Below are 26,248 nucleotides of genomic sequence, written 5' to 3'. Positions count from 1 at the left end.
ATCAATCAATTGAGATATCTTTAACCCCCGGTGCGTTCCGGGATAGCTAAAGCCGTTTCTGCTCATGGCCAAGATAGGGCTTCGATAAAGGTGGGAATATGAAGAAGAGAATTGCCCTGATAAGCGAACATGCTTCTCCCCTCGCAGCCGTCGGAGGCGTGGACACCGGCGGACAGAATATCGCAGTAGCTGAGTTAGCCCAGCATTTAGCCGCGTTAGGCTACGAGATCGACGTCTTTACCCGCTGGGATGACCGCCGTGTGCCAAAAACCGTTAACTGGCGCAACGGGATCCGCGTCATCCATGTGGAAGCCGGTCCGGTAACGTTCATTCCCAAAGAAAAGCTGCTTCCTTATATACCGGCCTTCACCAAGGACATGCTGCGTTTCATCGAGGCGGAAAATCACCCGTACAAGCTTATCCACGCCCACTTCTTCATGTCCGCGCTGGTGGCGGCGGATATCAAGAAAAAGCTCCGTATTCCTTTCATCGTTACCTTCCACGCCTTGGCAAAAGTGCGCAGAGTCCACCAGGGCAAGAAGGACTGGTTTCCTGACGAAGGTTTTGCCATCGAAGAACGGATAGTAACGGAGGCCGACCAGATCGTGGCGCTATGTCCGCAGGAACGCGACGACCTGATCAATCTCTACCACGCTGATCCCGAGAAAATTACGATTATTCCAAATGGTTTCCGCTCGGATGAGATTTATCCGCTTGATAAACTGTTCGCCCGGATGGCGTTGAAACTTGATCCCAAGGAAAAAATCATCCTGCAAGTAGGCCGCATGGTGCCGCGCAAAGGGGTGGATAACGTCATCAAAGCACTCGGCTATATGCGCCGGGAGCATAATTTCAAGGCGCGGCTGTTAATCGTGGGTGGGGAATCGGATGAGCCCGATCCCAAGATAACGCCGGAGATCGGCCGTCTGCAAAAAATAGCCGAAGCAGAAGGCGGAGCGGAGATGGTAACGTTTACCGGCCGCCGTACCCGCGCCATGCTGCATTATTACTACAGTGCTGCCGACGTATTCGTGACCACGCCCTGGTATGAACCGTTCGGCATTACCCCGCTCGAATCCATGGCCTGCGGAACGCCGGTGATCGGTTCGAACGTCGGCGGGATTAAATCCACCGTCCTGGACGGCAGGACCGGCTTTCTCGTGCCCCCCAACGAGCCTGCCGTGCTCGGCCAGCGCATCATCGAGCTATTAAGTAGCAATAAACTCATCATGTACTTCAAGGAAAACGCTATTCGTCATGTCAATGAAAACTACACGTGGATGAAGGCAACGCATCTTACCGCAAACATGTATGAACGGATTGCGACCCACAGCCCGTTGCGGGCGGATGATGAGGACGATCCGCTATCGTACATTGACGATTCCTTCGAGTCCTTGATCGAAACCATTAAAAAGTCGAGGCGGAAAATCCGTCTCGCAATCCTCGATTCAGCCCAGGCTATTTACCGCTCACTCGCGCGCGGAGGAAAGGTATTGGTATGCGGTAACGGTGGCAGTGCCGCGGAAGCCCAGCATTTTTCGACTGAACTCGTCGGCCGGTTTGAGGCTACCGGACGCCGCGGCTTGCCGGTGGTGGCGCTCACCGCCGATACGACATTTGTCACTGCCTGGGCAAATGATTTCAGCTTTGACGAGGTATTCGCCAGGCAGGTTGAGGCCCACGGACAACCGGGCGATGTGTTGGTTGTCATTAGTTCAAGCGGCCGTTCACCCAACCTGATCAAGGCGATTCGGGCGGCCCGCAAGCGGCAAATGTTCTGTATTGGCCTGCTCGGCAAAGAGGGCGGCCCCGCCGGCGAACTGACTGATGTCAACATCATTATTCCGTCAAACGACACGTCGCGTATTCAGGAGGTACAGCTGCATGTTCTTCATATGCTGGGCCATTTGATCGAGCAGCAAATTGTGGCGGACGACCACATCGCTGTGCAGATACCGGAAGAATGGTCAATGGGCCAGTTCCAGGTGCCTGGCCCATCCCCCTCCCCATCCGCAAAACCCCATTGAATTAGGGAAAATTCAGCATGAATCAACAGCAAGTGAAGGATAAAGTGGTCATTGTTACCGGTGCCGGACAGGGATTGGGCGAAGCGATCGCGAGCACCCTCGGCGCGGCGGGAGCGATTGTCTGTACCTGCGATATCAAGGAAGTTCAAGTGAAAAACGTGACCAGCGCGATTAACGATGCGGGCGGCAGCGCTTGCTCGTATGTGCTGGATGTGCGTAAAGAGGATGACATCAGACGGACTGTCGATAACATTCTGGCGGAACATGGGCGAATCGATGTGCTGATCAACAACGCCGGGACCGATACGACGCTCTCGATCGAAGACATCAGTATCGCGGACTGGGACCGCGTGGTGGATGTGAATTTACGCGGCGCCTTCCTGCTGTCCAAAGCGGTTTATCCCATCATGAAGCGCCAGGGCAAGGGCCACATTGTCAACATTGCCTCGACGGCCGCCAAGCGAGTCTGGACCGAAGCAACCGCCTATCATGCAAGCAAGTGGGGCCTGCTCGGTTTCAGCCACGCGTTGCATGCAGAAGGCCGCCGGGACAATATAAAGGTTACAGCCGTGGTTGCAGGCGGGATGCGCACGCCCTTTATCATGGAGCGGTTCCCCGATACCGATCCGAACGTTCTCCAGGACCCCAAAAATGTGGCTGAAACGGTCCATTTTGTCCTGACGCAACCGGACGAGACGGTCATTCCCGAGGTAATGGTGCTGCCGATGAGGGAGACGTCATGGCCTTAGAGCGTGGCAAAGCTGTCTTTATCGACAAGGATGGCACCCTGATTCACGATGTGCCGTTCAATGTCAATCCGCGGCATGTCCATCTTACGGCGGGTGCGGGGCGGGCGCTTCGTCGCATGAAAAATGCCGGTTATCAACTGATTGTCGTTTCCAATCAATCCGGCGTCGCCAGGGGCTTGTTCAAGGAAAAGGATCTCCTGCCTGTTAATTGGCGGATTCAGACCCTGCTGGCGCAATATGACGTGGGGGTCGACGCTTTTTATTACTGCCCGCATGGGCCGGATGACAGTTGCGAATGCCGCAAACCCAAGCCGGGGATGATTTTACGGGCGGCGAAGGAGCATGCGATCGACCCACGTATCTCATGGATGATTGGCGATATCCTGCATGATGTCGAAGCCGGCAATCGCGCGGGCTGTCGCACGATCCACCTCGATAACGGTAACGAGACCGAGTGGGTGAAGGGCGACTATCGGCAGCCTGGGTACACAGTCGAAGATTTGACCGAAGCGGCGGAGATCATCTGTCCATCAGCATCTTATGCCAGCCCTGTTAACACTGATCGTCCCGTTGCGAGGCTTTATCCAACAGTCGCCTGACGGTTGAATCGTTCTTCGTGTCAGCGCACATGATGAAAGGAGGCGGTATGAACAGCGAGTATCTTGCCACGATTAATCGTTTTAATGGCTTGAATGTCCTGGTGATCGGGGACGCTATGCTCGACGTTTACCTGGACGGGTTCGCCAATCGTATTTGCAGGGAGGCTCCAGTTCCGATCGTTGACATTAAAGATGTCAAGGCGATGCCGGGGGGAGCCGCCAATACCGCCATGAACCTGGCGCACTTGGGGGCCGAGGTTCACTATCTATCCATCGTGGGTTGCGATCATGATGCGGCGTTGCTGAAAGATATTCTCGTTCGTCATGGTCTCGACATTTCGCTGATTATGTGCGATCAGACCCGCCAGACAATTACCAAGCAGCGCGTGGCTGCCGGCAGCCAGCTTCTTCTGCGGTTTGACACCGGGACGACGGAAGCTATCCATGGGAAATATGAGCGGCGGATAATCGATATCCTGAAAGAAAAATTTCACGAAGTTGATGCTGTCGTTGTCTCGGACTATGGCTATGGCATCATGACGGATAAGATCATTGGCATCCTCGGGACTTTACAGCATAAAAAAGAGACGATTTTAGTGATTGATGCGAAGTCGCTCGATAAATACAGGCACGTCGGCGCCACCGTCGCGAAGCCGAACTATCAGGAACTCGTGACGCTGCTTGCCATTACGGATCCCGCCGCAAACGGCCACCGCTCCGAGCAGATCAGGCTCTACGGACAGAAGCTGCTTGAAAAAGCCGGAACAAAATATGTCGCGGCCACGATTGATGTCGAAGGCGCCTTGTTGTTTCAGCACGGAAAGGAGCCTTATCGCACATTCTCAAAACCGGTCGAGAACAGCAAGGCTGCCGGGGCCGGGGACACGTATGTCAGCGCGCTTACGCTCGCACTTGCCAGCGGCGCGTCGATTGAAGCCGCCGCCGAGATCGCCAAGTCCGCCGCAGTGGTGATACTGCAAAAATCAGGCACCGCGACGTGTACCCAGAACGAGCTGAGCCATTACTTCGGAAGCAGCCGCAAATATAGCCACGACTGGCAGGAGTTGAAGAACCGGCTTGATGCTTTCAGAAAAGAAGGCAAGCGCATCGTCTTTACCAACGGTTGCTTTGACCTGCTGCATAGCGGGCACGTGAGCTACCTGGAGCAGGCGCGCGCATTGGGCGATGTCCTGGTTTTAGGCCTTAACGCCGATGCGAGCATCAAGCGCCTGAAAGGGAGCAACCGGCCCATCAATAACCTGTACGAACGCATTCGTATCCTGTCGGGGCTGGAGTCGGTGACACTCATGACGTCGTTCGAGGAAGACACGCCAGTCAATCTCCTGAACCTCATCCACCCGGACGTGTACGTGAAAGGCGGGGACTATGCGATCGAAAACCTTCCCGAGGCGCCAGTCGTCCTGGCCTATGGCGGAACTGTCGAGATAATGCCTTTTGTCCAGGACAGATCCACGACAAATACCATTCGCAGGATTAAAAGCCTGGATAGGCAAGTGGCATAACCGGGAAACGAACGATGTTCTCCGGGGCCTGGAAGAACCACAAGAATATACTCTGTATTCGCCTCGATAATATGGGCGACGTGCTGATGAGCCAGCCGGCAATGCGGGCGCTCAAGCAGTCAGCGCCAGACAGGGAAATAACTCTGCTGACATCAAGCGCGGGCGCGTCGATTGCTCCGTTTATTCCGGAAGTGGACGACGTCATCGCGTTTGATGTTCCCTGGATAAAGACCAGTGAAACCAATGGAGAGAAACAGCTGCTGGCGCTTGCCGGCGAGTTGAGAAGCCGGCAGTTCGATGCATCCGTAATCTTTACGGTCTACAGCCAGAATCCCCTTCCGGCCGCCATGCTCTGCTACCTGGCGGGCATCAAGACGGTTTTAGGCTATTGCCGGGAAAATCCTTACCAGCTGATCAACCAGTGGATACCTGATAAAGAACCTCTCGACTATATTGTCCACGAGATCGAACGGCAGCTCCGCCTCGTCGAGATGGTGGGGGCGCCCGCGTGCGATACCAGGCTTGCGCTCGAAATTCCCGCGGAGAGCCGGGAAAAGGTATCGGATAAGCTGGCTGCGATCAGCATTCAACAGGGCGAGCCGTGGCTGGTACTGCACGCCGGGGTAAGTGAAGAGAAGCGCCGCTATCCCGCCGATAGTTATATCGCCGCCTGCCGCTCGCTCATCAAGCAAGGCTATCAAATTGTACTCACCGGCAGTGGCGGGGAGCGCGGTTATGTTGACGAAATTTATCGCCAGCTCGGCGATGCCGCCACTAACGTCGCCGGCGAGCTATCGGTCGCGGACCTCATCGCGCTGATAGCGGCAGCGCCCGTTTTAATCTCGAATAATACCGGCCCCGTCCATATCGCCGCCGCCGTCGGGACGCCGGTGGTCGTGCTGTACGCGATGACGAACCCGCAGCATACGCCATGGCGGGTGCTAAACCGGGTGCTTTATTTCGAGGTGCCGCCGGAACTGCGAACGAAGAACCGGTTGCTTCAATCCTTCCCGTCAGCATCGACTCCCCGAGCTTCACCCCGGGCGATTGCGGCAGCCGTTAATGAACTTGTAAAAGAAAGGATAAATCATGCCAGCAGGAATGACTGTACTGATTCCCTCGTGTAACCGGCCCGCTACCCTGGCGATGACGCTGACGGGACTTTGCTTTCAAGAGTACCAGGATTTTGCCGTCGTTATTTCCGATCAAAGCGATACGCCCATTTATCAGGATTCTTCAGTTCGGACGGCTATTCGACTGCTGGAAAAAAAAGGGCGCCGGGTGCGTCAACTGGCCAACTTGCCACGGCGCGGCCTGGCTCAGCAGCGCCAATTTTTATTGGATTCCGTAGAGTTGCCGTATTGCCTTTATCTTGATGACGATGTCTTGCTGGAGCCTTTTGTTTTAGGAAATATGCTGCGCGCCCTCACGGAGGAAAAGATTGGATTTGTCGGCCAAGCCCTCATTGGGTTGTCATACCGGAACGATTACCGGCCCCAGGAACAGGCAATCGAATTATGGGAGGGGCCGGTTGAGCCGGAACTTGTTACTCCCCAGTGCTCCAGCTGGCAGCGCTATGCGCTGCATAATGCGGCCAATATTCTCCATGTCCAGGAAAAGCTACAGCTGACTCCCGTGACGCAAAAAAAATACAAGGTGGCATGGGTCGGTGGCTGCGTCCTGTATGACGCGCAGAAACTACGAGAAACGGGCGGGTTCAAATTCTGGAAAGAAGTACCGCAAGAGCACGCCGGCGAAGACGTCCTGGCGCAGTTGCGGGTGATGAAGCGCTATGGAGGTTGCGGTCTTATCCCCTCCGGGGCTTACCATCAGGAGGCACGAACCACCGTAACCAATCGGAAATTCGATATTCCGAAGGAGCTGGCGCTATGAGCGGAAGAGAGAGGTACTGACATTTTGAAAGATTCACTTATCCCCTCTATCGCACAATTACTTGCCCGGCAAGAAAAATACGACTCGCTCATTCCGGACTTGACCCGGAATCCAGCCAAGAATAGTTTGCTTTGACCCTACTGGATATCCCGCTTTCGCGGGTATGACGATATGTTGTTTCCTCGCCGCATAACCGAGCGGGAACGTTGATTAAACAAACCTATGGCATGGAAAACTTGAAGATAAAAACCTCTGCCGCAGAAGATTTTTCTATTGAAGAAATAGAAAAAATAGCAAAGAGCGCAGGGGATATCGTCATGGCGCATTACGCGCGGGGCGCGCCGCAGGAATTTAAATCTGCGCGACAGGTCGTCACCGGGGCCGACAAGGAGTCTGAGCAGTTACTAAAAGAACAGCTTCTAAAAATCTATTCCTGCCCGTTTTATGGAGAAGAAGGAGGCGGAGATATTGCCGAACATGGCGATCAATGGGTGGTTGATCCGCTTGACGGGACAGAAAATATGCGTGGATATCCTCCGCTTCTTGCTGTTTCGGTTGGCCTTCTCCGTCACGGTATCCCTGTCCTGGGCGTCGTTTATGATCCGATACACGCTTTCCTCTATAGCGCCCAGGAAGGCAGGCAAACAAGAGTAAACGGAGAGGTTACGCAAATAGGTAGCCAGGGCGATCCAGAGAAGGCTATTGTAGGCCTGGATTTTTCCTCAAAAATGGAGACGCGGTCTCAGACGCTGGAGCAGCTATCACGCGTGCTGGAACAGGCACGCGCAGTGAAGGTATTTGGCGCTCCCGCTCTGTCTCTCGCAGCGGTGGCCGCAGGGCGGCTCGATCTGTTTTTCCGTCCGTCGACCAAACCGGCGGATACGGTGGCGGGTGTCTGCCTGGTGCGAGAGTCAGGAGGGAAAGTTGTGGATTATGACGGAATGGATTGGACAATACGCGCAGAAGGGATGATTGCCGGCTCTTCCGGGATGGTGGACGCCTATCTCCCATATTTCAGGTAGCTGAGCGAGAAAGAAATCGGGATTAATAGGGACGCTCAATCGATAGAAATCAATGAGCATACAATCAATCGAGTCTGACCCCATTGTTTACCTTGTGACCCCATTGTTTACCACTGTTTACGTCATGTCACTACTCGAAACAAAAATTACCGTCCCTCAAGCAACGCCCTTAGCTCATATTTTTCCCGGTCGATTTCGCTCCGTGTACGTACACCGAGACGCCGCAATATGGGTAAAGGGGGGCACCACCCCTGCAATCCATGCTGCAGCAGGAATGTCAGTACAACGCCTGGTACCGCAAGCCATTTTTTGTCGACAGTCACGCCGAGCAAAAGACCGGTCAAGGCCAGTGTCGAGGCGTTGACTTCAAGCGCGCGCTCGACGTCCCATTCCTGGTCGAGTTCTTCGATGCGCCTGTTGATGACTTCGTCGCTGCTGTTGGCGTAACGCCGGATGTTGCGATTTGTCCGGCGATCTATTTCGTGGTTTATATATGGCGCCGTTGCGTGGCGTACGCGATCTTTGCTCGTTTGGTCTTCGGCATGCAGCATGGTTTTCTCCTTTGAAGAAGTGGTCTCAGAGAGGGTTTGAGTCCATCAGGATCAACCATTATCAAGCTTAATTTCTGTAATCTTCTGTACGGAACGACACAGTGGGGGCGAAGATTGTTTCTATCGTGCAGAGCTCAATAAAGTTTCTTTTGTACACTTTCTCATACCGAGGATAAGGACTTGGCAAACTGCAACTAAAACGTTCGGACAGAAACGTTCCGCTGATTGAAAGTTATCTTGCAAGAAGCTTACGTTTCAGCTTTTGTCCCCTCGCATAAGCCAACGAGCGTTGCAGAACCGATAAGATGGACCTGCATGCTCGCCGTCACTTGCTTTTTATCAGCGGTGGCGGGCAAATCCAGTACGGTATCGAGGGCGAACAACTGGAAGTGGTAATGGTGGGTGCCGCGAAAGTACTTGGGGCAGGGCCCTTCATACCCATGGGTACCGCCATTGGCGATGCCTTCCATGCCACCGGCGGGAATATGGCCGGCCGGCACCAACGTCGTTGTTGGGGGGATATTAAAAACAAGCCAGTGAATCCAGGGGTCCGGCGTTGCGTCGCGGTCTTCCACCATAAGAACGAGACTTTTGGCCTGTGCGGGAAAGTCTCCGAACCCGAGGGCAGGGCTGGTGTTCTCCCCGTTACAAGTGTGCGGCGTGGGAACGTTAGTATGATCACGAAATGCTGAACTGGTAATAAACATATATAGCCTCCTTTCTTGCCCGCTACTTGGCCTGGCGGGGCGCTGGATTCCGGGTCAAGCCCGGAATGTGAAACCATGGTATCAAACGGCGTAGCGAGACAAAGTGAAATAAACAGGAAAGTCCTGACAGAAATAGCCAGGCGTTCCATGTAATACTGTGGGTTGCAGAGGATGATAAAGGTATAGCACGAAGAATCCCATGATGCAATTGACCGGACTGCCAATCAAGAAAATTGCCATCTTCAGGGCGCTGAAACTAGGTGATTTCCTGTTGTTTACACCGGCATTGCGAGCCATCCACCAGGCTTTTCCGCAAGCGGCCATCGATTACATCGGGCTGCCCTGGAATAAAGAGCTTGCGAAGCGCTACAGCCATTACATTGATGGTTTTGTTGAATTCCCGGGTTTTCCGGGGCTACCCGAACGCAAGTTCAGTCCGGAAGCAGTCGCAGCCTTTTTAACGGACATGCAGCGGCAAGAATACGATCTCGTCTTGCAAATGCACGGCAAAGGCACGGTGTCCAATCTCCTCGTTTCCCTTTTGGGGTCCCGGACGGTGGCCGGTTTTGCAGGTAAGGATGCATACTGGCCGAATCATGATTTCTTCCTGTCATACCCGGACAGTCAACCCGAATTGCTCAAAAACCTCGATTTACTGGAGTTTCTCGGCATCAGCCAGCCGCATAATCGGGACAGCACGATGGAATTTCCATTATTCGACGCGGACTATCGAGAACTCCAGGTATTGAAAGAATACCGGTCCATTGGGCATCAGCCCTACGCCTGTTTACATCCTGGGGCGATTTCCGCTGCGCCGTGGCCGGCCTGGCATTTTGGGGCAGTGGCGGACAGTTGTATCCGCCAAGGCTTGAAGGTGGTATTGACTGGTACCGCCCAGGAAAAGCCCCTGACACAAGCAGTGATGCAGCAAATGACAGGCACGGCGATTGACTTAGCGGGCAAAACCGGTATCGGGCCGCTCGCTGCCCTGATGAAAGGGAGCCAGGCTGTTGTTTCGAATGACACTGGCGTTTCGCATCTGGCGGTGGCGGTGGACGCGCCAAGTGTGACCGTCTTTACGACAACCGACCCTTTAATTTGGGGTCCGCTTGACAAGGTCCGGCACCGGGTTGTGTCTGGGAGTGCTGCCAGGACACCCGCGGCGGCCATCCAGGCGATCAAAGCAGTGGCGGTAGCGGAAAACGAGAGGAGAAACGCATAATGCAAAAGAAACCCCGGGTTCTTACCTGGCATATTCACGGCAATTATCTTTACTACCTGACACACGTTCCCTTCGAATTCTATTTACCGAAAGGAGAGGGCGAGGGTTATGGCGGCCGCATGCCGGGTTTTGACTGGGGGGATAATGTGCATGATGTTCCCGTTGACCAGGTGAAGGATCTTGAGTTTGACGTGATATTGTTTCAGCACCGCAAGAATTACGAAGTTGACCAGCACCGGATATTATCCGAGGCCCAGCGCCGGTTACCGAAAATTTATCTCGAGCACGATCCGCCGCAAGAACACCCGACCAATACCCGGCACTGGGTGGACGATCCGTCCATGCTGCTGGTTCACGTGACCGATTTCAACCGGCTGATGTGGGACAATAACCGGACGCCGGCGACAGTCATCGACCATGGCGTGATCGTGCCGGAAAACGTAACGTATACCGGCGAGAATCCCAAGGGCATCGTGGTGGTGAACAATATCCGGAAACGCGGCCGGCGGTTGGGGCTGGATGTGTTCGAGGCAATCCGTGGACAGATACCGCTCGACCTGGTGGGGATGGGCACAAGCGAACTTGGCGGCTTGGGCGAAGTGTCTCACGACGACTTGCCGGCTTTTGAAGCGAGTTACCGTTTCTTCTTTAATCCGATTCGCTATACCAGCCTGGGGCTATCGGTCTGTGAAGCGATGATGACAGGTTTGCCGATAGTCGGGCTTGCGACAACCGAAATGGCGACGGCGGTTCAGAACGGCAAGACCGGCTACGTTGAAACCAGCATCGACAAGCTTATCGAGCGGATGCGCTACCTGATCGACCACCCGGAGCATGCCAAAGAACTGGGCCAAAATGCCAGGGATTATGCAAATCAGCGCTTTCACATAAAACGGTTTGTGAATGACTGGCAACGAGTTGTTGATCGTTTTGTCGAAAACGCCTGTTAGCCTGCTATGTTATGGGGAGTCTGAGGCAGTAATTCCCCCGCTAGCTCAAGCACCTCCGCGACGGATATGCTTTCAACAAATGAGTACGAGTGGTCACAGCCGGCCGTCACAGGCTGAAACGGCCAGGGCGAGACAGGCTTGATCCGGCACTGGGGGCATTCCAGTTGCCAGCTTATGGCGAGGCGGTGACGGCTCCGGCTGAGCGGGCCCCAGTTCAGCACATTCGGTGCCCAGAAGATCCCGACAGTCCGTGCACCAACCGCTCGTGCCAGATGCAGTGGTCCGGTGTCATTGCTGATGACCAGCGCGCTTTTCTGCAGGAGGGCGGCCAGGCCGCCAAGCGCAAGCGAAGTGCAGGCAACGGCGGCATGGTTCATTGCCCGCGTGACATTTGTAATAATCTCGTCTTCTTTTGGCGTGCCGGTCAGAATGACTTCATATCCCCTTTCGGCCAGGTTGTCGGCGACAGCGGCAAATTTGGCCGCCGGCCATACCCGCCGGTTGTCGTCAGCACCGGCGTGGAGCACGGCATAAGGCTTTCCCTTGATCATTGCTTCAACGGGGACGATTTCCTGCTCATCTGCTTTCGTCACGACAATACGAGGTTCGAGCCTGGTGGTGCGAGCACCGACTAAAGCGGCGATCTCGAGATGGCGGAGAACCTCGCTTTGATAATGCACATAAGGAATAAAGCGATCGATCATCTCGGCCGGCGGGTTACGGATACCTGCGGTCAGACTGGCGCCGAGCTTCTTGATGAAAGGATTCGCGGTTTTGCCGTCGCCTTGCATATGCACCACAGCGGCGAATTTTTCAGCGCGCATGGCTGCGCAAAACAGTTCAGCCTCGTCCGGATGAGCGGTGTTGCAGGCTGGGCCTTTTACTTCGACTTCGCTCGTCCCGCTGATACCGGCCAGTACCGGGACGCTGATAACCCGGTCAACCGGCGAGGGCCGTGCCGCGAGGAATTTCTTTAGCCAAGGCTTGGCGAGCAGGACTAGCTCGGCATTCGGATAGGTCTCTTTTATGGCGTCTAATGCAGGCAAGGTGACGATAAAATCGCCCAATGCCTTTGCGTGAAGCACGGCAATTTTACCCGGCGCGTCAAGCAGATGAGATGTTGCCAGCGTTATTTGCGGTAACCCTTCCGCGGCCTTCATCGCTTTCATGGCACTCATGCCCTCGGTAATGACACCGCGTCCTGCGTTGAACGCGCCGTGCCCGGCGACGTACGCGTCATCGGCCCTCTTCGGCCTGAGTCCAGGACCAAAGAAACCGCTTTCCCAGAGGGTTAAATATGCCGTTATTCAATGTTTCCGATTGCCTTGCTGACATCGGCCGGGGTTTCGAAGCTTTCATCCGGCAGCTGCTGGAGCGTCTGCATTATGTTGTCATCCGCGCCCTTGGATTTGGCATGCTTCACAATGTCGTCTTTGTCCGCGGGGTAATCCATGCCGGATAAAAACTTTTGTACTTGAATTGGATTCGCTTTTGCCATGGTTTCTCCTTGATTACTCGTCATTATCTTCAGTCAAGCCGGCGGGAAGCATGTCGTACCCCTCGTGTATAGTGAGGCGCCATGCTTCCCGCGGTTGGGTAACACGATAGGCACAATGTCAGGGAGGGCTTGAGATTTCGCTGAGCGCTTCGGCGACCGCACTGATATCTGAACTCTCGACGGCAAAATCCCCAAGCGATACGATCCCCACCAACCGGTTCCCGGCATCCACGATCGGCAGGCGCCGGATCTGATGGTCGCTCATGATTTGTGCCGCTTCTTCTATCGAATCATCCTCGTGTGCGGAGACCACTCCTTCAGACATTACTTCCCGAACCGGCGTGTCTGGGTCCTTGCCTTCGGCAACCGCCCTGATCGCGATATCGCGGTCAGTGATCACACCGAGCAAGTCATCCTCTTCTCCCACAGGTATCAGCCCAAAATCGCCATCCCGCATTTCCTGGGCCGCTTCTTCTATCGTCGCGTCGGGACTGATAGTCTGCACATCGGTGTTCATCACTTCACTGATCTTTTCCATGCTGATCTCCTGATTGATAATTTATCATTGACGCCTGACCGCGTCCCCCGGTTACCGAAACTGTTTTTCGCCCTCAACCTCCAGCCGTCCCTGCCTGATGATTCAAGCAAAAAGACGATTGGCAAGTATCTACCGGTCAATTCCGCCATTCTGTACGTCAACGTACAGATCGCAGTAACTTTTATTTGAGGATAAAGCCACTCTTTGAACGAATGGCAGAGGGGCTTGTTATTTCGTAGCGTTCAGGGTTTGTGCAGGCAAGGCGAGGAAGCAATATTGGTGGCCGCGACGCGGTAGGGACAAGGGTTACTCCGCCCCACAGATTCTTACATGCAGAGTTCGCATGTCAGTTTTTATACAGATTTAAGATATTGTAGAAGTCGGGAGTTCATCTGACAAAAAATGTCTGAATCAGTTATCCTCATCGACAAGAGCTCATCGGCTGAACCTCCCAAAAGCGAACATTCAACATGGGAATTCAGCGGATGCCAAAGTTGCGTTTTTGGCAGTTCGAATGGGGGTGACGAAATTAAAAATGTTCAATAAATAAACAAAAGGTAAGGTATCCAATGGCTGAAAGTTTATCATTAGAGGATTTTCTTGAGAAACATAGCATTACGCGCACTACCTGGGATAACGCGAATATAGAGTGGACGACTCTTCAAGCAGTCGCTGAGGATCATGAAAATCAATCATCGAATCTGGAGAACTCCGCAGAATTTATTGCAAAAGTAATACAAAAATTCAATGGCGTTCACTCAGTCCGTTGGCGCGTAAAGAATTCAGAGCATCTCATGGCAAAAATTGTCAGAAAAAAATCTGAAGGCAATCCAAAATATGATGACATCACGCAGAATAATTATTTTGAGAAAGTGGCTGATCTTATTGGCGTTCGAGCGTTACATCTATTTAAAGAAGATTGTTTTGAGATTGATGCAGCTCTTAAAGCTCAATGGGATCCAATTGAAACCCCAGTAGCTTATATACGAGAAGGAGATAGCGAGAGTTTGACGAGTAGTTTTACAAGTCATGGATTTGAAGTTAAAAATCATCCCGCTGGCTATAGGTCAATCCATTACGTAGTTGAATCAATGCCCCTCAAACGAAGAATTCATTCTGAGATTCAAGTTCGCACTATATTTGAGGAGGGATGGAGTGAGATAGATCATAAAATTAGGTATCCGAATTTCTCGGACAGTCCGTTGGTTCAATATTTCTTGGAAATATTTAACCGAATGGCTGGAAGTGCAGATGAAATGGGTGGGTTTGTTCTTGGTCTTGTTTCAACTATTGGTCAACTGGAAGATAAAATCCGCGTCACAAATAAAGAAAAGGACGAAGCTTTTAAGCAGATGGAGTTAGCTCTGAGTACGCTGGAAAACGTAAAGGAGCAAGACAAGGCATCAAAAGAAAGCGTTGCTACACTCAAAATGGAGATCGAAAAACTGAAGCAAGGAAATCAAGCCATTAGCCTTGCTATGAACCTATCGGGCATGATGAAACTTACGGCGAAGCGCAACTTAGAGGATATATTGAAACCTATAGATTTTGCCGCAACACATCCTCGCTTAGCCGACCTATTGAAACCTACCGAAACAGATATTACCGCAGCAAATCTTCGCTTAGCCGAGATATTGGACCGTACTCAACATCGGACTTTGGCACACCTTTCAAAGAAGAAAAAATAATTGGTTTAATCTGACATTTTTTTTGCACCGACACCCGCCCATGCGCTGCGAAGACGAACACCGGCGAGCAGGCCGAGGCGACAAACGCTGCCCCAGGGAAGACGCCGGACACGCCGCGCAGTACTGTCTGGCCACCGCCGACAATGATGGCGCTCCCGACGACGAAGCTAACGTACTCCTTCGTAGTTTGTCTGATCGCCTTTCACAGTTTTGGAATCACTATTGCGTCAAGGGGGAATCAACTCCTCCCCCTGATTCGCCACTTTCCCCACGCCAAACGAAAATGCAGCAAATCCAGTAACCACCATTCGTAAAGAGAAAAAAATTATGAAGAAGAACGAGCTTTGAAGCGATGGCCGCCAAAACCGCCTTCACCAAAGCCGATGCCAGCCATGCCGTGGGCGGCATTGACTGAAATCATTGCGGATGCCCTGCGAAAAGGCGATTCCATTTCTCTGATCGGTTTTGGAACCTTCGAGATGCGCAGCCGTGCCGCGCGGACCGGCCGTAATACCAAAACAGGTGAAGAGCTTAAAATTGCCGCCTCAAAGGTTCCAGCATTCAAGCCGGGTGCCACCCTCAAGGCAACGGTGAATGGTGCCGGAAAGAAGTAAGTTCAACAACCAAATATTTTCGCGTCCCAAAAATCATTCCTCGATATTGAGAAGCCCACCCCGAGCGGGTTGGCTTCTTGATTGTTAGGTATCAACGCCGGTTTAAAACTGACCCACTTTTTGGTTATTTGGTCGGAATAAAATTGACCCACCGGAGCATTTAATTTTACTAAGCCTTCAATTGCCCGGCGCCTTGCGCTTATCCTTGAGCCGGTAGCTTTCGCCTGTGATCTGAACGATGTGCGCATGGTGCAGCAACCGATCCAGCATAGCCGCAGTGAAGGTCTGGTCGTTGGCGAAGGCCGATGACCATTGCCCAAAGGCCAGATTGCTGGTCAGAATGATGCCGCGCTCACAGCGTTTAGCCACGACATTAAAGAATAGATTGGCCTCGTCACGCCCGAAGGGCAAATAGCCGATCTCATCCATAATCAGCTGCCCTGCGGTATGCAGGGAAGTCCAGTTCACATATTCGCTGATTCGTGGACGGTTCATGCGATCACTCTGGCAGCCAGCCGTACTCGACTGGGAATTCAACGTAAAACAGGTCCAGCTTTTCCACTTGCAGCAAATTCAGGAAACGCGCGGCTTCCTCTTCGTTCAGGACAAAGCCAACCTCCACCGGGAGGTCTGACGCAAGCTCAAGAAAAGTTTCTTCATGCAATGTGCCGCGCCGCCCGAAGCCGGCTATCGCGCGTGTTGCCGTGCCGCCATGGATGCCGCTTTTTTTTGCGTGCTCCAGCAACCACTCGTATAAAAGAATACCGTCGTGTTCTCGGTATTCGCTCACATAAAACTTGAGAAATATGCCTTGCATACAGGCAGTCAATGCATCAGGGGCTTATGGAAGAGTTTTAGTATCGGATTTCATACGCGCATACCTTTAAAGCGCTTTAATCTGGATCTTGCGGAACGCTACACGCCCGGTATGGGTTTGCAGGCCGATAAAGCTCGGCGTGCTGCCCGAGCTGGGCTGGCCGCGCGTTGGGTCGGTGTTGTCATACTCCGTAATTTTTTTGCCATTGAGGAATACGGTGTAATATTGCCCCAGCGCATGGATCTCGAATTCATTCCATTGGCCTACCGGTTTTACAGGCAGGTTGTCCGGATCGTCAGGCGCGGCGAAACCGTAGATCGCGCCGGTCTTGCGAATAGCCGCGCCATCGGGACGTGCAAGCTGGTCGATCTGTATCTCGAAACCAAAATGAATTGCGACATAAGCAGTGTTGTTGTAATTCTTGCTATCGGGATGCGGAAATCGAATGAACACACCCGAGTTGTCATCCTCACGCCAGCGCAGCCATTCAAGCTTGAGCACGAAATCATGTGGCGTCGGATCGGTATGCCAGAACATGCCGACGTCATTGCCGGGCACCGACTCGAGGGAGCGGTCGACGAGAAGAACGCCGCCAGGATAATTATTGGCCTGGTTCCTGATTGTCGACATGTGCCATTTGTTCCTGTTTGCGCCATCGAACAGCATGGTGAACCCTGCATCGGGGTGAAATGGCGCAACGGTAAACTGCTCCGCCAACCGCCGCGATAATGCCACCCCCGCCAGCATGGGATTGGGCGAACCGACTGTCGGAAACAGGGCTGGTCCGGCTGCATAGGCGTTGTCGACAAAGTGGAAACGGGCATCGGCATTGGTAACGGAAGTATTCGGCCCGTCACCCATCCAGAGTGGCCCTGCTTCATGATGAGTAGTGCCCATGCCATCGCGGCGCCCGCCTTCCCACACCGGCTTGTAGGGCACAAGTTGTTTCAAATCCGCCGTTGATGGCACGGTCTGCGGGCCAGTTGCCGTGAAGACGGTAAAATCGTTCCCGCCGGCGAACACCTTCGCGACATCATCGGCGGCCTGGTCCATCGCGTCCCAGAGCTCGTAATCGTTTGGGCTGAGATTGTAGGTAACCAGCGCGCGCCGCGCGCCGACCTCATCGGTTTCGTTCGTCAACGTGATATGGCTGCCCGGGTTCTGTTCCTGCGTTTCGCCGATGCCGCGAATGGTGATGACGACTGTGTGGTCGTTCACCTCCTGCAGCGGAAGCATGCTATCCAGGTCGGGAATCTTCTTGAAGAGTTCGGCCTCGGAGTCCGGGCTGAGCTTATCCAGTCCGGCAGCCGTAATCTGCAAGTGGAAATACCCCTTCCCCGATCCATCGAGAAATGCATGTCTTCCTTTCACGAACAAGGCGGACGCCTGCAGCGCTTTCACGGCCGGATCGAGGCTGGACAAGGAGGAGCGCGGAATGCTGAAGGTGAGATTGGAACGCAGGTGCGCCATCAGGTTTTTGCCGATCCTGTCGTAATTCGTGATCCCCTGGAAGGAGAGCAAGGCAAGGCGCGTGCTTTCTATGGTTCCCAGCGCGATGATGACGTTGCCGTTATCCGCCACGGGGATGGTCACGCGCTGCTTTTGCACATTCGATCCATCCCCGCAAATGGGAAGGTAGGTTTCACATTCCACCCCGGTTACCCGGCCAAGCCCGTTCTGGATAGTCGTGACGAGCCGGATCACGCGGCAGTGAGGCGCCACCATGAATCGCTTCTTGATATCATCCGGATAGCCTACAGCGTGCATCGACTCGGTGGAAGCCGCCCGTGCCGCCTTGACCAGCAGGGGCACCGCGCTGAATTTGTTGAAAGGGAATAATCCGGAGCCTGCACGGCTCTGGACAGCCAGGGGCGCTTCCAGTTTGTATTGCTCCTTGATAAAGGCAGGTATGCCTGGCGGCACATCCAGATGCAAAGGCAGATTGACCGGCTTGATCGCGCCCGGGACTTTGTTATTCCTGATCCCGTCGAACAACTGCTTGCGCAGGGCCTCGTGCATGGCTCCGCTGATAAAATCATTCGTTTGATCGGTGCCAATCTGTTGCGCGGCCTCCGCAAAATATTTGTTGTTCAAGTCATCCACGACGCTGGCGGGCCAACGGTCGGGCGGCATTTCCGTATCGGTTGCGGTATCCAGCAATTGTGGAGACCAGCCACCGAAATAGAGGGAGCGACCTCCCAGGCAATAGGCCAGCCCGGGAAAGCCCTGCGGTACTTTTGACGGCTCCGCGCGCCAGGGCAGCCCCCATACTTCGTTACGGGGCACGAAGGGATCGGTTTCAGTAGGCGGAGGCACCCCAAGCCCGAGCGGGGGATAGTTCTGGACATGCTCGGTGAGCAGCAGCGAGCCGGCGTCGAGCACCAGGATACGATGGCTATGGGTCTGGTCTTTCGAAAATAAGTGCTGCGCGAAAACGGGCCCGAAGCTGCCGCCTCCGATCACAATCACATCAAAGGGCCGGGCGTCATCGGTGGGAGAACCATCCGGCCGCTGCCCGTCCCTGCGGGTGCTATTCAGCGCTTCATCCAGGCCGTTGTTGATGTAACGGCCGAGAACGTCTTTTGTAAAATCGGTGGTTTGCGGTTTGCTTGCAGTCACGTTGAAATCTCCTCGCTTCACTCTCTTTATTTGAAGCTGCCGTCAGGATTCCAGCCTGGCGTCCATGGTGATCTTGGCCTTCATCAGCTTTGATACGGGGCACCCGGCCTTCGCCTTGTTTGCGATTTCCTCAAACCTCGCTTTGTCGGCGCCGGGGATTTTTGCGGTCACGCTCAGGTGGCTCGCGGTGATCTCGAAGCCCTCGCCGATCTTATCGAGCGTAATTTCGGCATGCGTCTCGATTTTTTCCGGCGTCAGGCCGGCGTCTCCCAGCATCAAGGAAAGCGCCATCGAGAAGCAGCCGGCGTGAGCGGCGGCAATCAGCTCCTCCGGATTAGTGCCTTTGCCATCCTCGAACCGCGATTTGAACCCATAAGGCGCTTCCCTGAGCACGCCGGTCTCGCTGGAAATGGTGCCGCCGCCATCCTTGATGCCGCCTTTCCATATTGCCCATGCTTTCTTTGTCGCCATGATCGCTCCTTGTGGGGAAAAGATTACCGTTGCCGAAACCGGCCGTCGTCAATGCGCCGTTATTGATAAAAAAACGGTCAGACTGCGCCGGAATTCATGCGTGATCTGTGCGGCGTCACACATTATCGTAGGATGGGTGGAGCAAAGCGCAACCCATCGTTCTGCTGCAAATTGCAACCCATCCTTCCGCCGAATATGTAGGTGATGTGGCGTGCAGCCCATGGTCTTGATGGGTTGCGCTTTGCTCCACCCATCCTACGGAAGATAAAACCGGCGTGTAGAAGCTTTTTTCTAATTTGAGTTGGCGGCGGGTTTTGCATTCCACAATATCGCCATGCCGATGATGGCTGATAAGATCGAGCCTGCGAAAATCGCGATTTTGACGGCGGCGAAATTGGCGGCCACGTTAAAGGCCTGGCTCGCGATGAAGAGCGACATGGTAAAGCCGATGCCGGCCAGCGCGCCGGCGCCGGCCAATTGGCGCCAGGAATAGGCCGCAGGCTTAACGGCGATGCCTGTCCGTACCGCCAGCGCCGTGGCGGCGATGAATCCGAGAGGTTTGCCGATTACCAGGGCGGCCGCGGTGCCGAACATCAGGGGCGCATGGTCGCTTAATACGGAAATGTCCAGCACCACTCCGGCGTTGGCCAGGGCGAACAGCGGCAATACAATGTAACTCGATTTGGGGGCGACATTGCGGAGCATGCGGTCCGCCGGCGATTCCAGCCGTTCATGGATGGCATCCAATACTTGCAGCGAGGGCTCGGTAGGACCGAACCGCATGACTTCCTGCCCACGCCTGGTTTCGGCTGTCAGGATCGCATCGGCTTGCTGCATCAGTACCTGTGGATTGGGCGGAGGGCGGGTTGGAATCAAAAGCGCGAGAATGACACCGGCCAAGGTCGCGTGTATGCCGCTGGCGTAAACACACACCCACAGGCCGATCCCGAGAAACACGTAAGGAGGCGCGCGATACACGCCGCCCCGGTTAATCAGGACCAGCAGTCCCACGAATGCGGCCGCACCGCAAAGATAGCCGATATGCAATTGATTCGAATAAAAGATCGCCACGACAATGATCGCCCCGATGTCGTCGACAATCGCGGCCGCGGTCAGGAAAACCCGTAATTCGACCGGCACCCGTTTGCCCATCATGGCGATCAATGCGACCGCGAATGCCGTGTCCGTCGCCATCGGCACGCCCCAGCCCCGCGACCATCCCCCATCCGGCCCGATTGGCACCAGGACCAGATAAAACAATGCGGGTACCACCATGCCGCCGATGGCAGCAGCAATCGGCAACATCATGGAGCTCGGGCTGGCAAGATGGCCGACGGTGAATTCCCGTTTGATTTCCAGACCGACAACCAGGAAAAAAATAACCAGCAGCCCGTCATTGATCCAATGGCGGAGCGACAGCTCGAACCCGGTGTTGTCGAACGTCAATCCCAGGTGCAGATCCCAGAACGCATTAAAATCCCGGCCGAGCGCGGAATTGCTCAGTGCGATGGCAAGCACCGAGCCCAGCAACAGCAGAATACCCGCCGAGGGTGTCCACTTGGCAAAGTCCTGCGCCACCGCCTGGACCACATGCCCCGGCGAGCCGGTCAGCGCCTCGGCAAGCGAGTCGGCGTCCCACGGGCCATCGTAACGGCGGCCATTGATAAAAAACGTTGGCGTGATGAGGACGCCGCTCGCGGCGGCGCTCGCCTCGTCCGCGTCCACGCGTGCTTTTGCGCCCAACGTGCCATCGTCGCTCCGGGGCGCATTTTTGTCATCAAGGACCTGGTCGGCCGCGATCGTGTGCAGATCGTCCTCGGTCAGTTCCTCGGACAGGGTCATCAGCGCGACATGCACATTCCAGAAGCGCGCCGGGTCGCTATATGATTCCACCAGCTCGGCGGCGCGGCGCGCGATATCGCTGTCCGGCAGGGGGCGATGACGAAATACATAGCGCAACCGGTCGCCAAATTGCTTGCGCATTTCGGTGACACGCTCGTGGGCCGCCCGGGACGAAGTATCTGCGTAGCTGCCATATTCGACGAGGGTAATTTCCGCGTCGGGAGGACCCAGCACATGATCGTATGCCTCGTCAACAGGGGGATCGAGCCGATTGGGGAGGGTGTCGGGGGTCACGTTGTCTCAATTCCCCGCTTTTAGCCGATCCAGGGCGGTGGTGAGGCGAATCCATTCTTCGCGCGGCCATGGCATACGGGATGCATGCTATCAAGAGAGAGGCGGCGGAGCAATGCCGCCTTTATTTGCGCGAAAGGCGCGGGAAAATTTTGCGTCGCGCTATTTGCGTAGTTGAAAACCCGCAAAGAGCGCCGCATGATTAATAGATGAGTAACCCGTTCGGCAGTCCCGCTGGTTGGGAATGCTCAAACTCGGGATTGTCGATGCGCTCGATTGCGCGCGAGAGGGCATCCCGAAACGCGCGGGCCTGCTCCACCTGCATAACGTATGGCCTGCCAGGGTCAGCTTCGGAAAGTTTCTGCTGCTCATGAGATAAAAATGGGAAGCGAATAGAAAGGATTCCATCAATGGGCACTGCTTTTATCTCCCAACCTGTAATCGGGAACAGAAAAAGATCATCTTCCATGGGACGCTCCTGCTGGAAATGGAAATTTGTAATTGTTGAGTCTAACGAAACGAGTCTAGCAAAGTGCAGGTTGTTCCTTCGTTACCTAGCGCACATTGGCGAAAATCTTTATGTTGGATAATTGCCGTTGAATCTTTCTGTTTTTCCGCCGTTGTCCCGCCGGTTTGCACGCCCCTTTTTCCGAAAGCGTGAGCAGCATCAAGCCATTTTGTGGCGGGGCATGGTTTTCAGTCGCCTTTAACCCGGATTTCCATCAGGAGATAACCGGGTGAGCGCCAGAGTATTTCCAATGGAAATTATTACAATAACCCATTGATAGTGGTCTCGCGCCATACCATAAGGAGGAAATAATGGATCTCATCGCCAAATTCCTGGATCGCGTCAACTGGGAAGTGCTGATGTTCACAACACTGCGAATCCTGATAATCAGCTTCGCGGCGTGGATGTTGCTGTTAGCCCTGAAGGTGTTATTGAACCGCATGCAGCGAACGCTGGTCAGCAGGGCGAGCGACCAGGGAGAAATGGCGACTGAAGCCGCCAAGCGTATCGAAACGCTGGTCAGGCTGCTTCGCCAGGCGGTGGTGATTATTGTCTGGGTAATGGTGGGTCTGGTGATACTGAGAGAGCTGGGTGTCGAGATAGCGCCTATTCTCGCCAGTGCCGGTGTCGTCGGTCTGGCCGTCGGCTTCGGTGCGCAGAATCTTGTTCGCGATTTTATCGCCGGCTTTTTCATGATCCTCGAAAACCAGGTAAGGGTGGGAGATGTGGCAATCGTCAATGGCACCGGCGGTCTTGTGGAAAGCATTAATTTTCGCACCATCGTGCTGCGGGACGAGACGGGGACCGTGCACGTGTTTCCAAATGGGGCCATCACGACGCTCGCAAATATGACTCAGGAATGGTCGGCTTATGTGTTCGAGGTCGGCGTGGCTTACCGGGCGGATATGGATAAAGTCATGGCTGTCATGCGCGAGGTTGGCGCAGAGATGCGCAGCGACGAAACGTTTGGCCCGCAGATGATGGAGGATATCGAGATATATGGCGTCGACAGCTTCAAGGATTCTGCCGTGGTCATCAAGGGACGCTTGCGCACCAGGCCGATCAAACAGTGGAATGTGGGGCGTGAATACCGTCGGCGCCTCAAGCTTGCGTTTGAGCGCGAAGGCATCGAAATACCCTTTCCTCATCGTACTATCGACTTCGGCGAGACCGGCAGCGCGTTGGTGGCGGGACTGATCAATCAGAAAAATGGGGAAAAGCCGGATGCGTCGTGAGCGCCGGCTTGTACCTTTCGCTACAGCGTGGTTCCATCCGCCCGATGATGGTCAGACATTGAGGAAATGGATGCCCATCTTTTCGGCATAAAGCTCGGCAACGTAGCGCGAGGCATCAGCCGTATGCGCCACTCCGGATTTTTCCACGGAAAGCGAAAAGATGCCGACCTGGTGCAGGTCGATCGTACTCAGGACTTCCATGCCGCTTGGATCGAGGAGTTCGATGACCCCCGATAGCTCCTTGTCCTGGCTGTTACGGCCCTTGACCACGAATTCGTCGAACCAGGCCGCCCATGGCTTGATATCGGTCGCCGAAAATGTGACTTTCAGATTCGGAATCTCGAGCTTGGTTACCTCTCGTCCCGAGACACGGAAATCCCCGGTTGTCTCCAGCGTGACGTCTTGCCTGATCGTGAAAGAATCGATCTTGCTTACGTGCTGGCAGGGCAGGTCACCGAGACGCATGCGGAAGTTGGAGCATAGCCATTGCTTGTTCCTGGTATTCACCACGCCTGCGAGCACTGATTTGTCGCCGTCCTTATAAGTGATCTCGTCGGGATTAAACTTGATGGTAAGGAAAGCCTTATCCTTGCAGGTGGCGTCCAGTTCAGGGACCGTGATTTCGGTAATCAGGGCATCGCGAAAGTACCGGAATGCCGTCGCCTTGCAGTCGGCGTTACCGGCCACGACGTAGCCGCTCTTGCGCGGGCTCGTCTGGGCGAGCGTGGCGGCGATCCAATCCCGCAGGCTTTTTCCCATCGATATGCCGGTCTGGATGACGATGGGTTCAAATTTCAATGAGGAGATGTTCTTGGTGGGCAGATCGCCGGTGCTAGTGCCGGTACCGGCGGCTGCGACCTCGCCCCTGACGTTGCCGCCTTCAAAATCCTTGAGGACGGTAGGCCCTCCGTCCAGATAGAGGATGAAATGGTCTGCGCCTTGGAAGGTTGGGTCGGTCATGATCGATCTCCTTATGGAAGAGGTGGGAAATTAATGGCTTTCTCCGAGGGGAGTGTTGAAAAGCAGGACATTCAAGATCAACAGAATGAATTATGGCCTAAAAAAGCACTGAGGTTTTTTCACAGCCTGCTATTCGCCAGTTGAGTTCGGGGTTTATATCCTGTGCGGCAGATCTGCGCTCAAGGTTAGATCAGCTTGCACAGCTGAAGTTGCCGCTTTTTTGATAGCCCCTTTTGGGGCAACCGTTTTATCTCTATTGGTTTTTAGAATTTCAGTCCCGCGCGAAAAGCGGCAACGGGATCCCCGCTTACTTCTACTTGTCATTCCCGCGTATGCGGGAATCCAAGATTCTCCAGTTGCGGGTTTACGTGTTCCAGGAAATGATAGTCTAGATTCCCGCGTGCGCGGGAATGACGGTCTTCGTAGATTACCCCATTCGCGGGAATGACGGCCCAGGTGGCAACCGTTTTGCGCACCCCGTTTTGCGCACCTTGAGGCGTTGGCGGATTTTGGATAAGATAATGCAACATCCTGAGTGGGCAGCGCGGCAAGAGCTTTGGGTGATCCGTACGATCTGGAGAATTTCGGGGTTTTTCGTAAAAGCGCTCCACCGATTGCTCGCCATTACCCGCCATCTATCCATAAACAATTCAAACCTGACTATTTCACCGGAAATATCATGCATAAAGTACTACTGGTCCTATTCTCCGCATTGCTCTCCGCCCCGGTTCTTGCACAAAAAGAGCCTCGGGAATACCCCTGGGAAAGGACCGTGAAGCGTATCGAAGCGGATGAAGCGAAAGCGGCACGGTCCAAAAAAGCAGAGCAGCAGCGCGAGGACGATACGAAAAAACCGGAGAAAAAGACCGACGCCGAGAACAAGAAGGATAAATAAGGCGGGTCTCTCCGGCGACTCCGCCCTGCCGCGTCCCGCCAGATAAGACCCGTTAAACCTGAATCCGGGACGCGAATGGGTGCTTTGATCTTCTATATCGCGATTTATTTCATCGGCTACTATGCCGCGCATCTGGTCAATCAGGTGGCAGGCCGCGTCCTGCTCCATAACCGGCGCGTTGCGGGCCTGGTCCTGGTTCTTATGGTCAGCATGTTTCACGCTTATAAGATACTCAGCAGTCCGCTTCCTCATGACCACGATAATGGAGCAGGTTACGCGCTTGGTTTCTACGTTGTCATGCCGGTCACAATAATCGTTATTGCCGTTTTATTTCTCACGTGGCAGGAGAGGCATGATGGAGACATATGAGCTATATTCTGCTCACCATCTGCCCTTGCATCGAAAGTCATGGTAAGGGCGGCTTGCGGCGCATGAGGCATGTCATAATGCGGGAGAGAATGCGGCATTGAAATAGTCCTGTCCGCAACCGGTTGCCTGAAAAAATGATTTGTGATTCCCAATAAAAGCGGAGTACAGGATGTTCAAGCCCATCTACTACCATATTGGGATCGTTGTTCATGATTACCGGGCAGCCGTCGAGCATTACTCCAATGTGCTAGGCGTAAAGTTTACCGAACCAACGGATAGCGTATTGTGCATTGAAAATCCGCGGACGCAACAAACCGAAAGCATAAAGGTGGTCGCGACGTACTCAAGGGCGCTGCCTCCGTATCTGGAGTTGATTCAAGCCAATGGCAGCGGGATATTTTCGGAGAAAAATGCAGGGCGGATTCTCTACTTTGGCATTTGGGAACCGGATATGGAAGGCAGGATAGATAAATTAAAGCAGCAAGGTATCGATATCGATGCGCTGATACGCCCGGAGTGCGACAAACCTGTCAATGCCATTATTACCGCACCCGACAAGATGGGCGTGCGCATGGAATACCTGAGCAAGTCATTGCGCGTTGCGACTGAAGCCTGGGTGCTTACCGGGAAGTTTCCGGTCCTGGGGCATTAACGGGATTG

General features: G+C 54.2%; 27 protein-coding genes and 1 pseudogene. 15 read left to right on the top strand and 13 right to left on the bottom strand.

Going from position 1 to position 26,248, the window contains the following annotated elements; translation table 11 throughout:
• The first annotated feature begins 98 nt into the window (after positions 1 to 98).
• The 7 genes from BLP45_RS06185 to BLP45_RS06155 all read left to right on the top strand — a co-directional run bounded on the left by BLP45_RS06185 (position 99) and on the right by BLP45_RS06155 (position 7,813).
• Positions 99 to 2,027 carry a glycosyltransferase gene (locus BLP45_RS06185; RefSeq protein WP_090370834.1) on the top strand — a complete coding sequence of 643 codons (1,929 nt, stop codon included), beginning with the start codon at positions 99 to 101 and terminating at the stop codon, positions 2,025 to 2,027.
• Between the two features lie 17 nt (positions 2,028 to 2,044).
• On the top strand, positions 2,045 to 2,776 hold the full coding sequence (locus BLP45_RS06180; RefSeq protein WP_090370832.1) for an SDR family oxidoreductase: 732 nt from the start codon (positions 2,045 to 2,047) through the stop codon (positions 2,774 to 2,776).
• Positions 2,767 to 3,375: a D-glycero-alpha-D-manno-heptose-1,7-bisphosphate 7-phosphatase gene (locus BLP45_RS06175; RefSeq protein WP_090370830.1), complete on the top strand. Its 609-nt coding sequence runs from the start codon at positions 2,767 to 2,769 to the stop codon at positions 3,373 to 3,375. The genes BLP45_RS06180 and BLP45_RS06175 overlap by 10 nt, the downstream gene beginning before the upstream one ends.
• 47 nt (positions 3,376 to 3,422) lie before the next feature.
• The gene (gene rfaE2, locus BLP45_RS06170; RefSeq protein WP_090370828.1) at positions 3,423 to 4,898 is read left to right on the top strand and encodes a D-glycero-beta-D-manno-heptose 1-phosphate adenylyltransferase; all 1,476 of its coding nucleotides are present in this window, start codon (positions 3,423 to 3,425) and stop codon (positions 4,896 to 4,898) included.
• 14 nt (positions 4,899 to 4,912) lie between these two features.
• Complete coding sequence (locus BLP45_RS06165) at positions 4,913 to 6,025, top strand: glycosyltransferase family 9 protein (RefSeq protein WP_090370826.1); 1,113 nt, start codon at positions 4,913 to 4,915, stop codon at positions 6,023 to 6,025.
• The gene (locus BLP45_RS06160) at positions 5,988 to 6,791 is read left to right on the top strand and encodes a glycosyltransferase family A protein (protein ID WP_256327717.1); all 804 of its coding nucleotides are present in this window, start codon (positions 5,988 to 5,990) and stop codon (positions 6,789 to 6,791) included. Before BLP45_RS06165 ends, BLP45_RS06160 begins: the two co-directional genes overlap by 38 nt.
• 206 nt (positions 6,792 to 6,997) lie before the next feature.
• Positions 6,998 to 7,813, top strand: coding sequence for an inositol monophosphatase family protein (locus BLP45_RS06155; RefSeq protein WP_143002411.1), 816 nt, complete (start codon positions 6,998 to 7,000; stop codon positions 7,811 to 7,813).
• Positions 7,814 to 7,959: 146 nt separating this feature from the next.
• On the opposite strand, the gene BLP45_RS06150 is transcribed toward BLP45_RS06155, so the two are convergent.
• Positions 7,960 to 8,364: a hypothetical protein gene (locus BLP45_RS06150; protein ID WP_090370820.1), complete on the bottom strand. Its 405-nt coding sequence runs from the start codon at positions 8,362 to 8,364 to the stop codon at positions 7,960 to 7,962.
• Positions 8,365 to 8,612: 248 nt separating this feature from the next.
• A complete protein-coding gene (locus tag BLP45_RS06145; RefSeq protein WP_090370818.1) occupies positions 8,613 to 9,071 on the bottom strand; it encodes a YbhB/YbcL family Raf kinase inhibitor-like protein in 459 nt (152 codons plus the stop codon).
• Between the two features lie 199 nt (positions 9,072 to 9,270).
• Here BLP45_RS06145 and BLP45_RS06140 point away from each other — a divergent pair, with 199 nt between their 5' ends.
• Together BLP45_RS06140 and BLP45_RS06135 are read left to right on the top strand one after the other, a co-directional pair.
• Positions 9,271 to 10,293, top strand: a complete 1,023-nt coding sequence (locus tag BLP45_RS06140; protein WP_090370816.1) for a glycosyltransferase family 9 protein — start codon at positions 9,271 to 9,273, stop codon at positions 10,291 to 10,293.
• Positions 10,293 to 11,243, top strand: a complete 951-nt coding sequence (locus BLP45_RS06135) for a glycosyltransferase family 4 protein (RefSeq protein ID WP_090370814.1) — start codon at positions 10,293 to 10,295, stop codon at positions 11,241 to 11,243. Before BLP45_RS06140 ends, BLP45_RS06135 begins: the two co-directional genes overlap by 1 nt.
• On the opposite strand, the gene BLP45_RS06130 is transcribed toward BLP45_RS06135, so the two are convergent.
• The 3 genes from BLP45_RS06130 to BLP45_RS06120 form a co-directional block, all read right to left on the bottom strand.
• The gene (locus BLP45_RS06130) at positions 11,240 to 12,412 is read right to left on the bottom strand and encodes a glycosyltransferase family 9 protein (RefSeq protein WP_176754678.1); all 1,173 of its coding nucleotides are present in this window, start codon (positions 12,410 to 12,412) and stop codon (positions 11,240 to 11,242) included. The two genes, BLP45_RS06135 and BLP45_RS06130, sit on opposite strands and share 4 nt — an antisense overlap.
• A gap of 134 nt (positions 12,413 to 12,546) precedes the next feature.
• The gene (locus tag BLP45_RS06125; RefSeq protein ID WP_090370810.1) at positions 12,547 to 12,741 is read right to left on the bottom strand and encodes a DUF2795 domain-containing protein; all 195 of its coding nucleotides are present in this window, start codon (positions 12,739 to 12,741) and stop codon (positions 12,547 to 12,549) included.
• A gap of 118 nt (positions 12,742 to 12,859) precedes the next feature.
• Positions 12,860 to 13,279, bottom strand: a complete 420-nt coding sequence (locus BLP45_RS06120) for a CBS domain-containing protein (RefSeq protein WP_090370808.1) — start codon at positions 13,277 to 13,279, stop codon at positions 12,860 to 12,862.
• 569 nt (positions 13,280 to 13,848) lie between these two features.
• On the opposite strand from BLP45_RS06120, the gene BLP45_RS06115 reads away from it, so the two are divergent.
• The gene (locus tag BLP45_RS06115; protein WP_090370806.1) at positions 13,849 to 14,967 is read left to right on the top strand and encodes a nucleotidyltransferase family protein; all 1,119 of its coding nucleotides are present in this window, start codon (positions 13,849 to 13,851) and stop codon (positions 14,965 to 14,967) included.
• 344 nt (positions 14,968 to 15,311) lie between these two features.
• On the top strand, positions 15,312 to 15,581 hold the full coding sequence (locus BLP45_RS06110) for an HU family DNA-binding protein (RefSeq protein ID WP_371128733.1): 270 nt from the start codon (positions 15,312 to 15,314) through the stop codon (positions 15,579 to 15,581).
• Positions 15,582 to 15,758: 177 nt separating this feature from the next.
• On the opposite strand, the pseudogene BLP45_RS06105 reads toward BLP45_RS06110, so the two are convergent.
• The 6 genes and pseudogenes from BLP45_RS06105 to BLP45_RS06080 all read right to left on the bottom strand — a co-directional run.
• Positions 15,759 to 16,016 (bottom strand): annotated as a pseudogene (locus BLP45_RS06105) (ATP-binding protein); the annotation flags it as partial.
• A gap of 64 nt (positions 16,017 to 16,080) precedes the next feature.
• A complete protein-coding gene (locus tag BLP45_RS06100; RefSeq protein ID WP_090370802.1) occupies positions 16,081 to 16,398 on the bottom strand; it encodes a DUF190 domain-containing protein in 318 nt (105 codons plus the stop codon).
• Positions 16,399 to 16,464: 66 nt separating this feature from the next.
• On the bottom strand, positions 16,465 to 19,017 hold the full coding sequence (locus tag BLP45_RS06095) for a 3-keto-alpha-glucoside-1,2-lyase-like domain-containing protein (RefSeq protein WP_090370800.1): 2,553 nt from the start codon (positions 19,015 to 19,017) through the stop codon (positions 16,465 to 16,467).
• Between the two features lie 42 nt (positions 19,018 to 19,059).
• Positions 19,060 to 19,491, bottom strand: coding sequence for an OsmC family protein (locus BLP45_RS06090; protein ID WP_176754686.1), 432 nt, complete (start codon positions 19,489 to 19,491; stop codon positions 19,060 to 19,062).
• Between the two features lie 288 nt (positions 19,492 to 19,779).
• Positions 19,780 to 21,624, bottom strand: coding sequence for a Na+/H+ antiporter NhaA (nhaA, locus tag BLP45_RS06085; protein WP_090370795.1), 1,845 nt, complete (start codon positions 21,622 to 21,624; stop codon positions 19,780 to 19,782).
• A 199-nt stretch (positions 21,625 to 21,823) separates the two neighbouring features.
• Positions 21,824 to 22,090, bottom strand: a complete 267-nt coding sequence (locus tag BLP45_RS06080) for a hypothetical protein (protein ID WP_090370793.1) — start codon at positions 22,088 to 22,090, stop codon at positions 21,824 to 21,826.
• Positions 22,091 to 22,440: 350 nt separating this feature from the next.
• Between BLP45_RS06080 and BLP45_RS06075 the strand changes: the two genes are divergently transcribed.
• On the top strand, positions 22,441 to 23,364 hold the full coding sequence (locus BLP45_RS06075) for a mechanosensitive ion channel family protein (RefSeq protein WP_176754677.1): 924 nt from the start codon (positions 22,441 to 22,443) through the stop codon (positions 23,362 to 23,364).
• 51 nt (positions 23,365 to 23,415) lie between these two features.
• On the opposite strand, the gene BLP45_RS06070 is transcribed toward BLP45_RS06075, so the two are convergent.
• Together BLP45_RS06070 and BLP45_RS06065 are read right to left on the bottom strand one after the other, a co-directional pair.
• A complete protein-coding gene (locus tag BLP45_RS06070) occupies positions 23,416 to 24,324 on the bottom strand; it encodes a hypothetical protein (RefSeq protein ID WP_090370791.1) in 909 nt (302 codons plus the stop codon).
• A 320-nt stretch (positions 24,325 to 24,644) separates the two neighbouring features.
• Positions 24,645 to 24,959: a hypothetical protein gene (locus BLP45_RS06065; protein WP_143002410.1), complete on the bottom strand. Its 315-nt coding sequence runs from the start codon at positions 24,957 to 24,959 to the stop codon at positions 24,645 to 24,647.
• 44 nt (positions 24,960 to 25,003) lie between these two features.
• Here BLP45_RS06065 and BLP45_RS14345 point away from each other — a divergent pair, with 44 nt between their 5' ends.
• The 3 genes from BLP45_RS14345 (at position 25,004) to BLP45_RS06050 (ending at position 26,240) form a co-directional block, all read left to right on the top strand.
• Complete coding sequence (locus BLP45_RS14345) at positions 25,004 to 25,219, top strand: hypothetical protein (protein WP_143002409.1); 216 nt, start codon at positions 25,004 to 25,006, stop codon at positions 25,217 to 25,219.
• A 75-nt stretch (positions 25,220 to 25,294) separates the two neighbouring features.
• Complete coding sequence (locus tag BLP45_RS06055; RefSeq protein WP_090370786.1) at positions 25,295 to 25,588, top strand: hypothetical protein; 294 nt, start codon at positions 25,295 to 25,297, stop codon at positions 25,586 to 25,588.
• 169 nt (positions 25,589 to 25,757) lie between these two features.
• Positions 25,758 to 26,240: a VOC family protein gene (locus BLP45_RS06050; RefSeq protein ID WP_090370785.1), complete on the top strand. Its 483-nt coding sequence runs from the start codon at positions 25,758 to 25,760 to the stop codon at positions 26,238 to 26,240.
• The last annotated feature ends 8 nt before the right edge of the window (positions 26,241 to 26,248 follow it).

This window comes from Nitrosospira sp. Nl5 (genome assembly GCF_900102495.1).
Taxonomy (GTDB): Bacteria; Pseudomonadota; Gammaproteobacteria; order Burkholderiales; family Nitrosomonadaceae; genus Nitrosospira.
The sequence above is the reverse complement of the archived record's forward strand: the minus strand, read 5'-3'. Positions and strand labels throughout refer to the sequence as shown.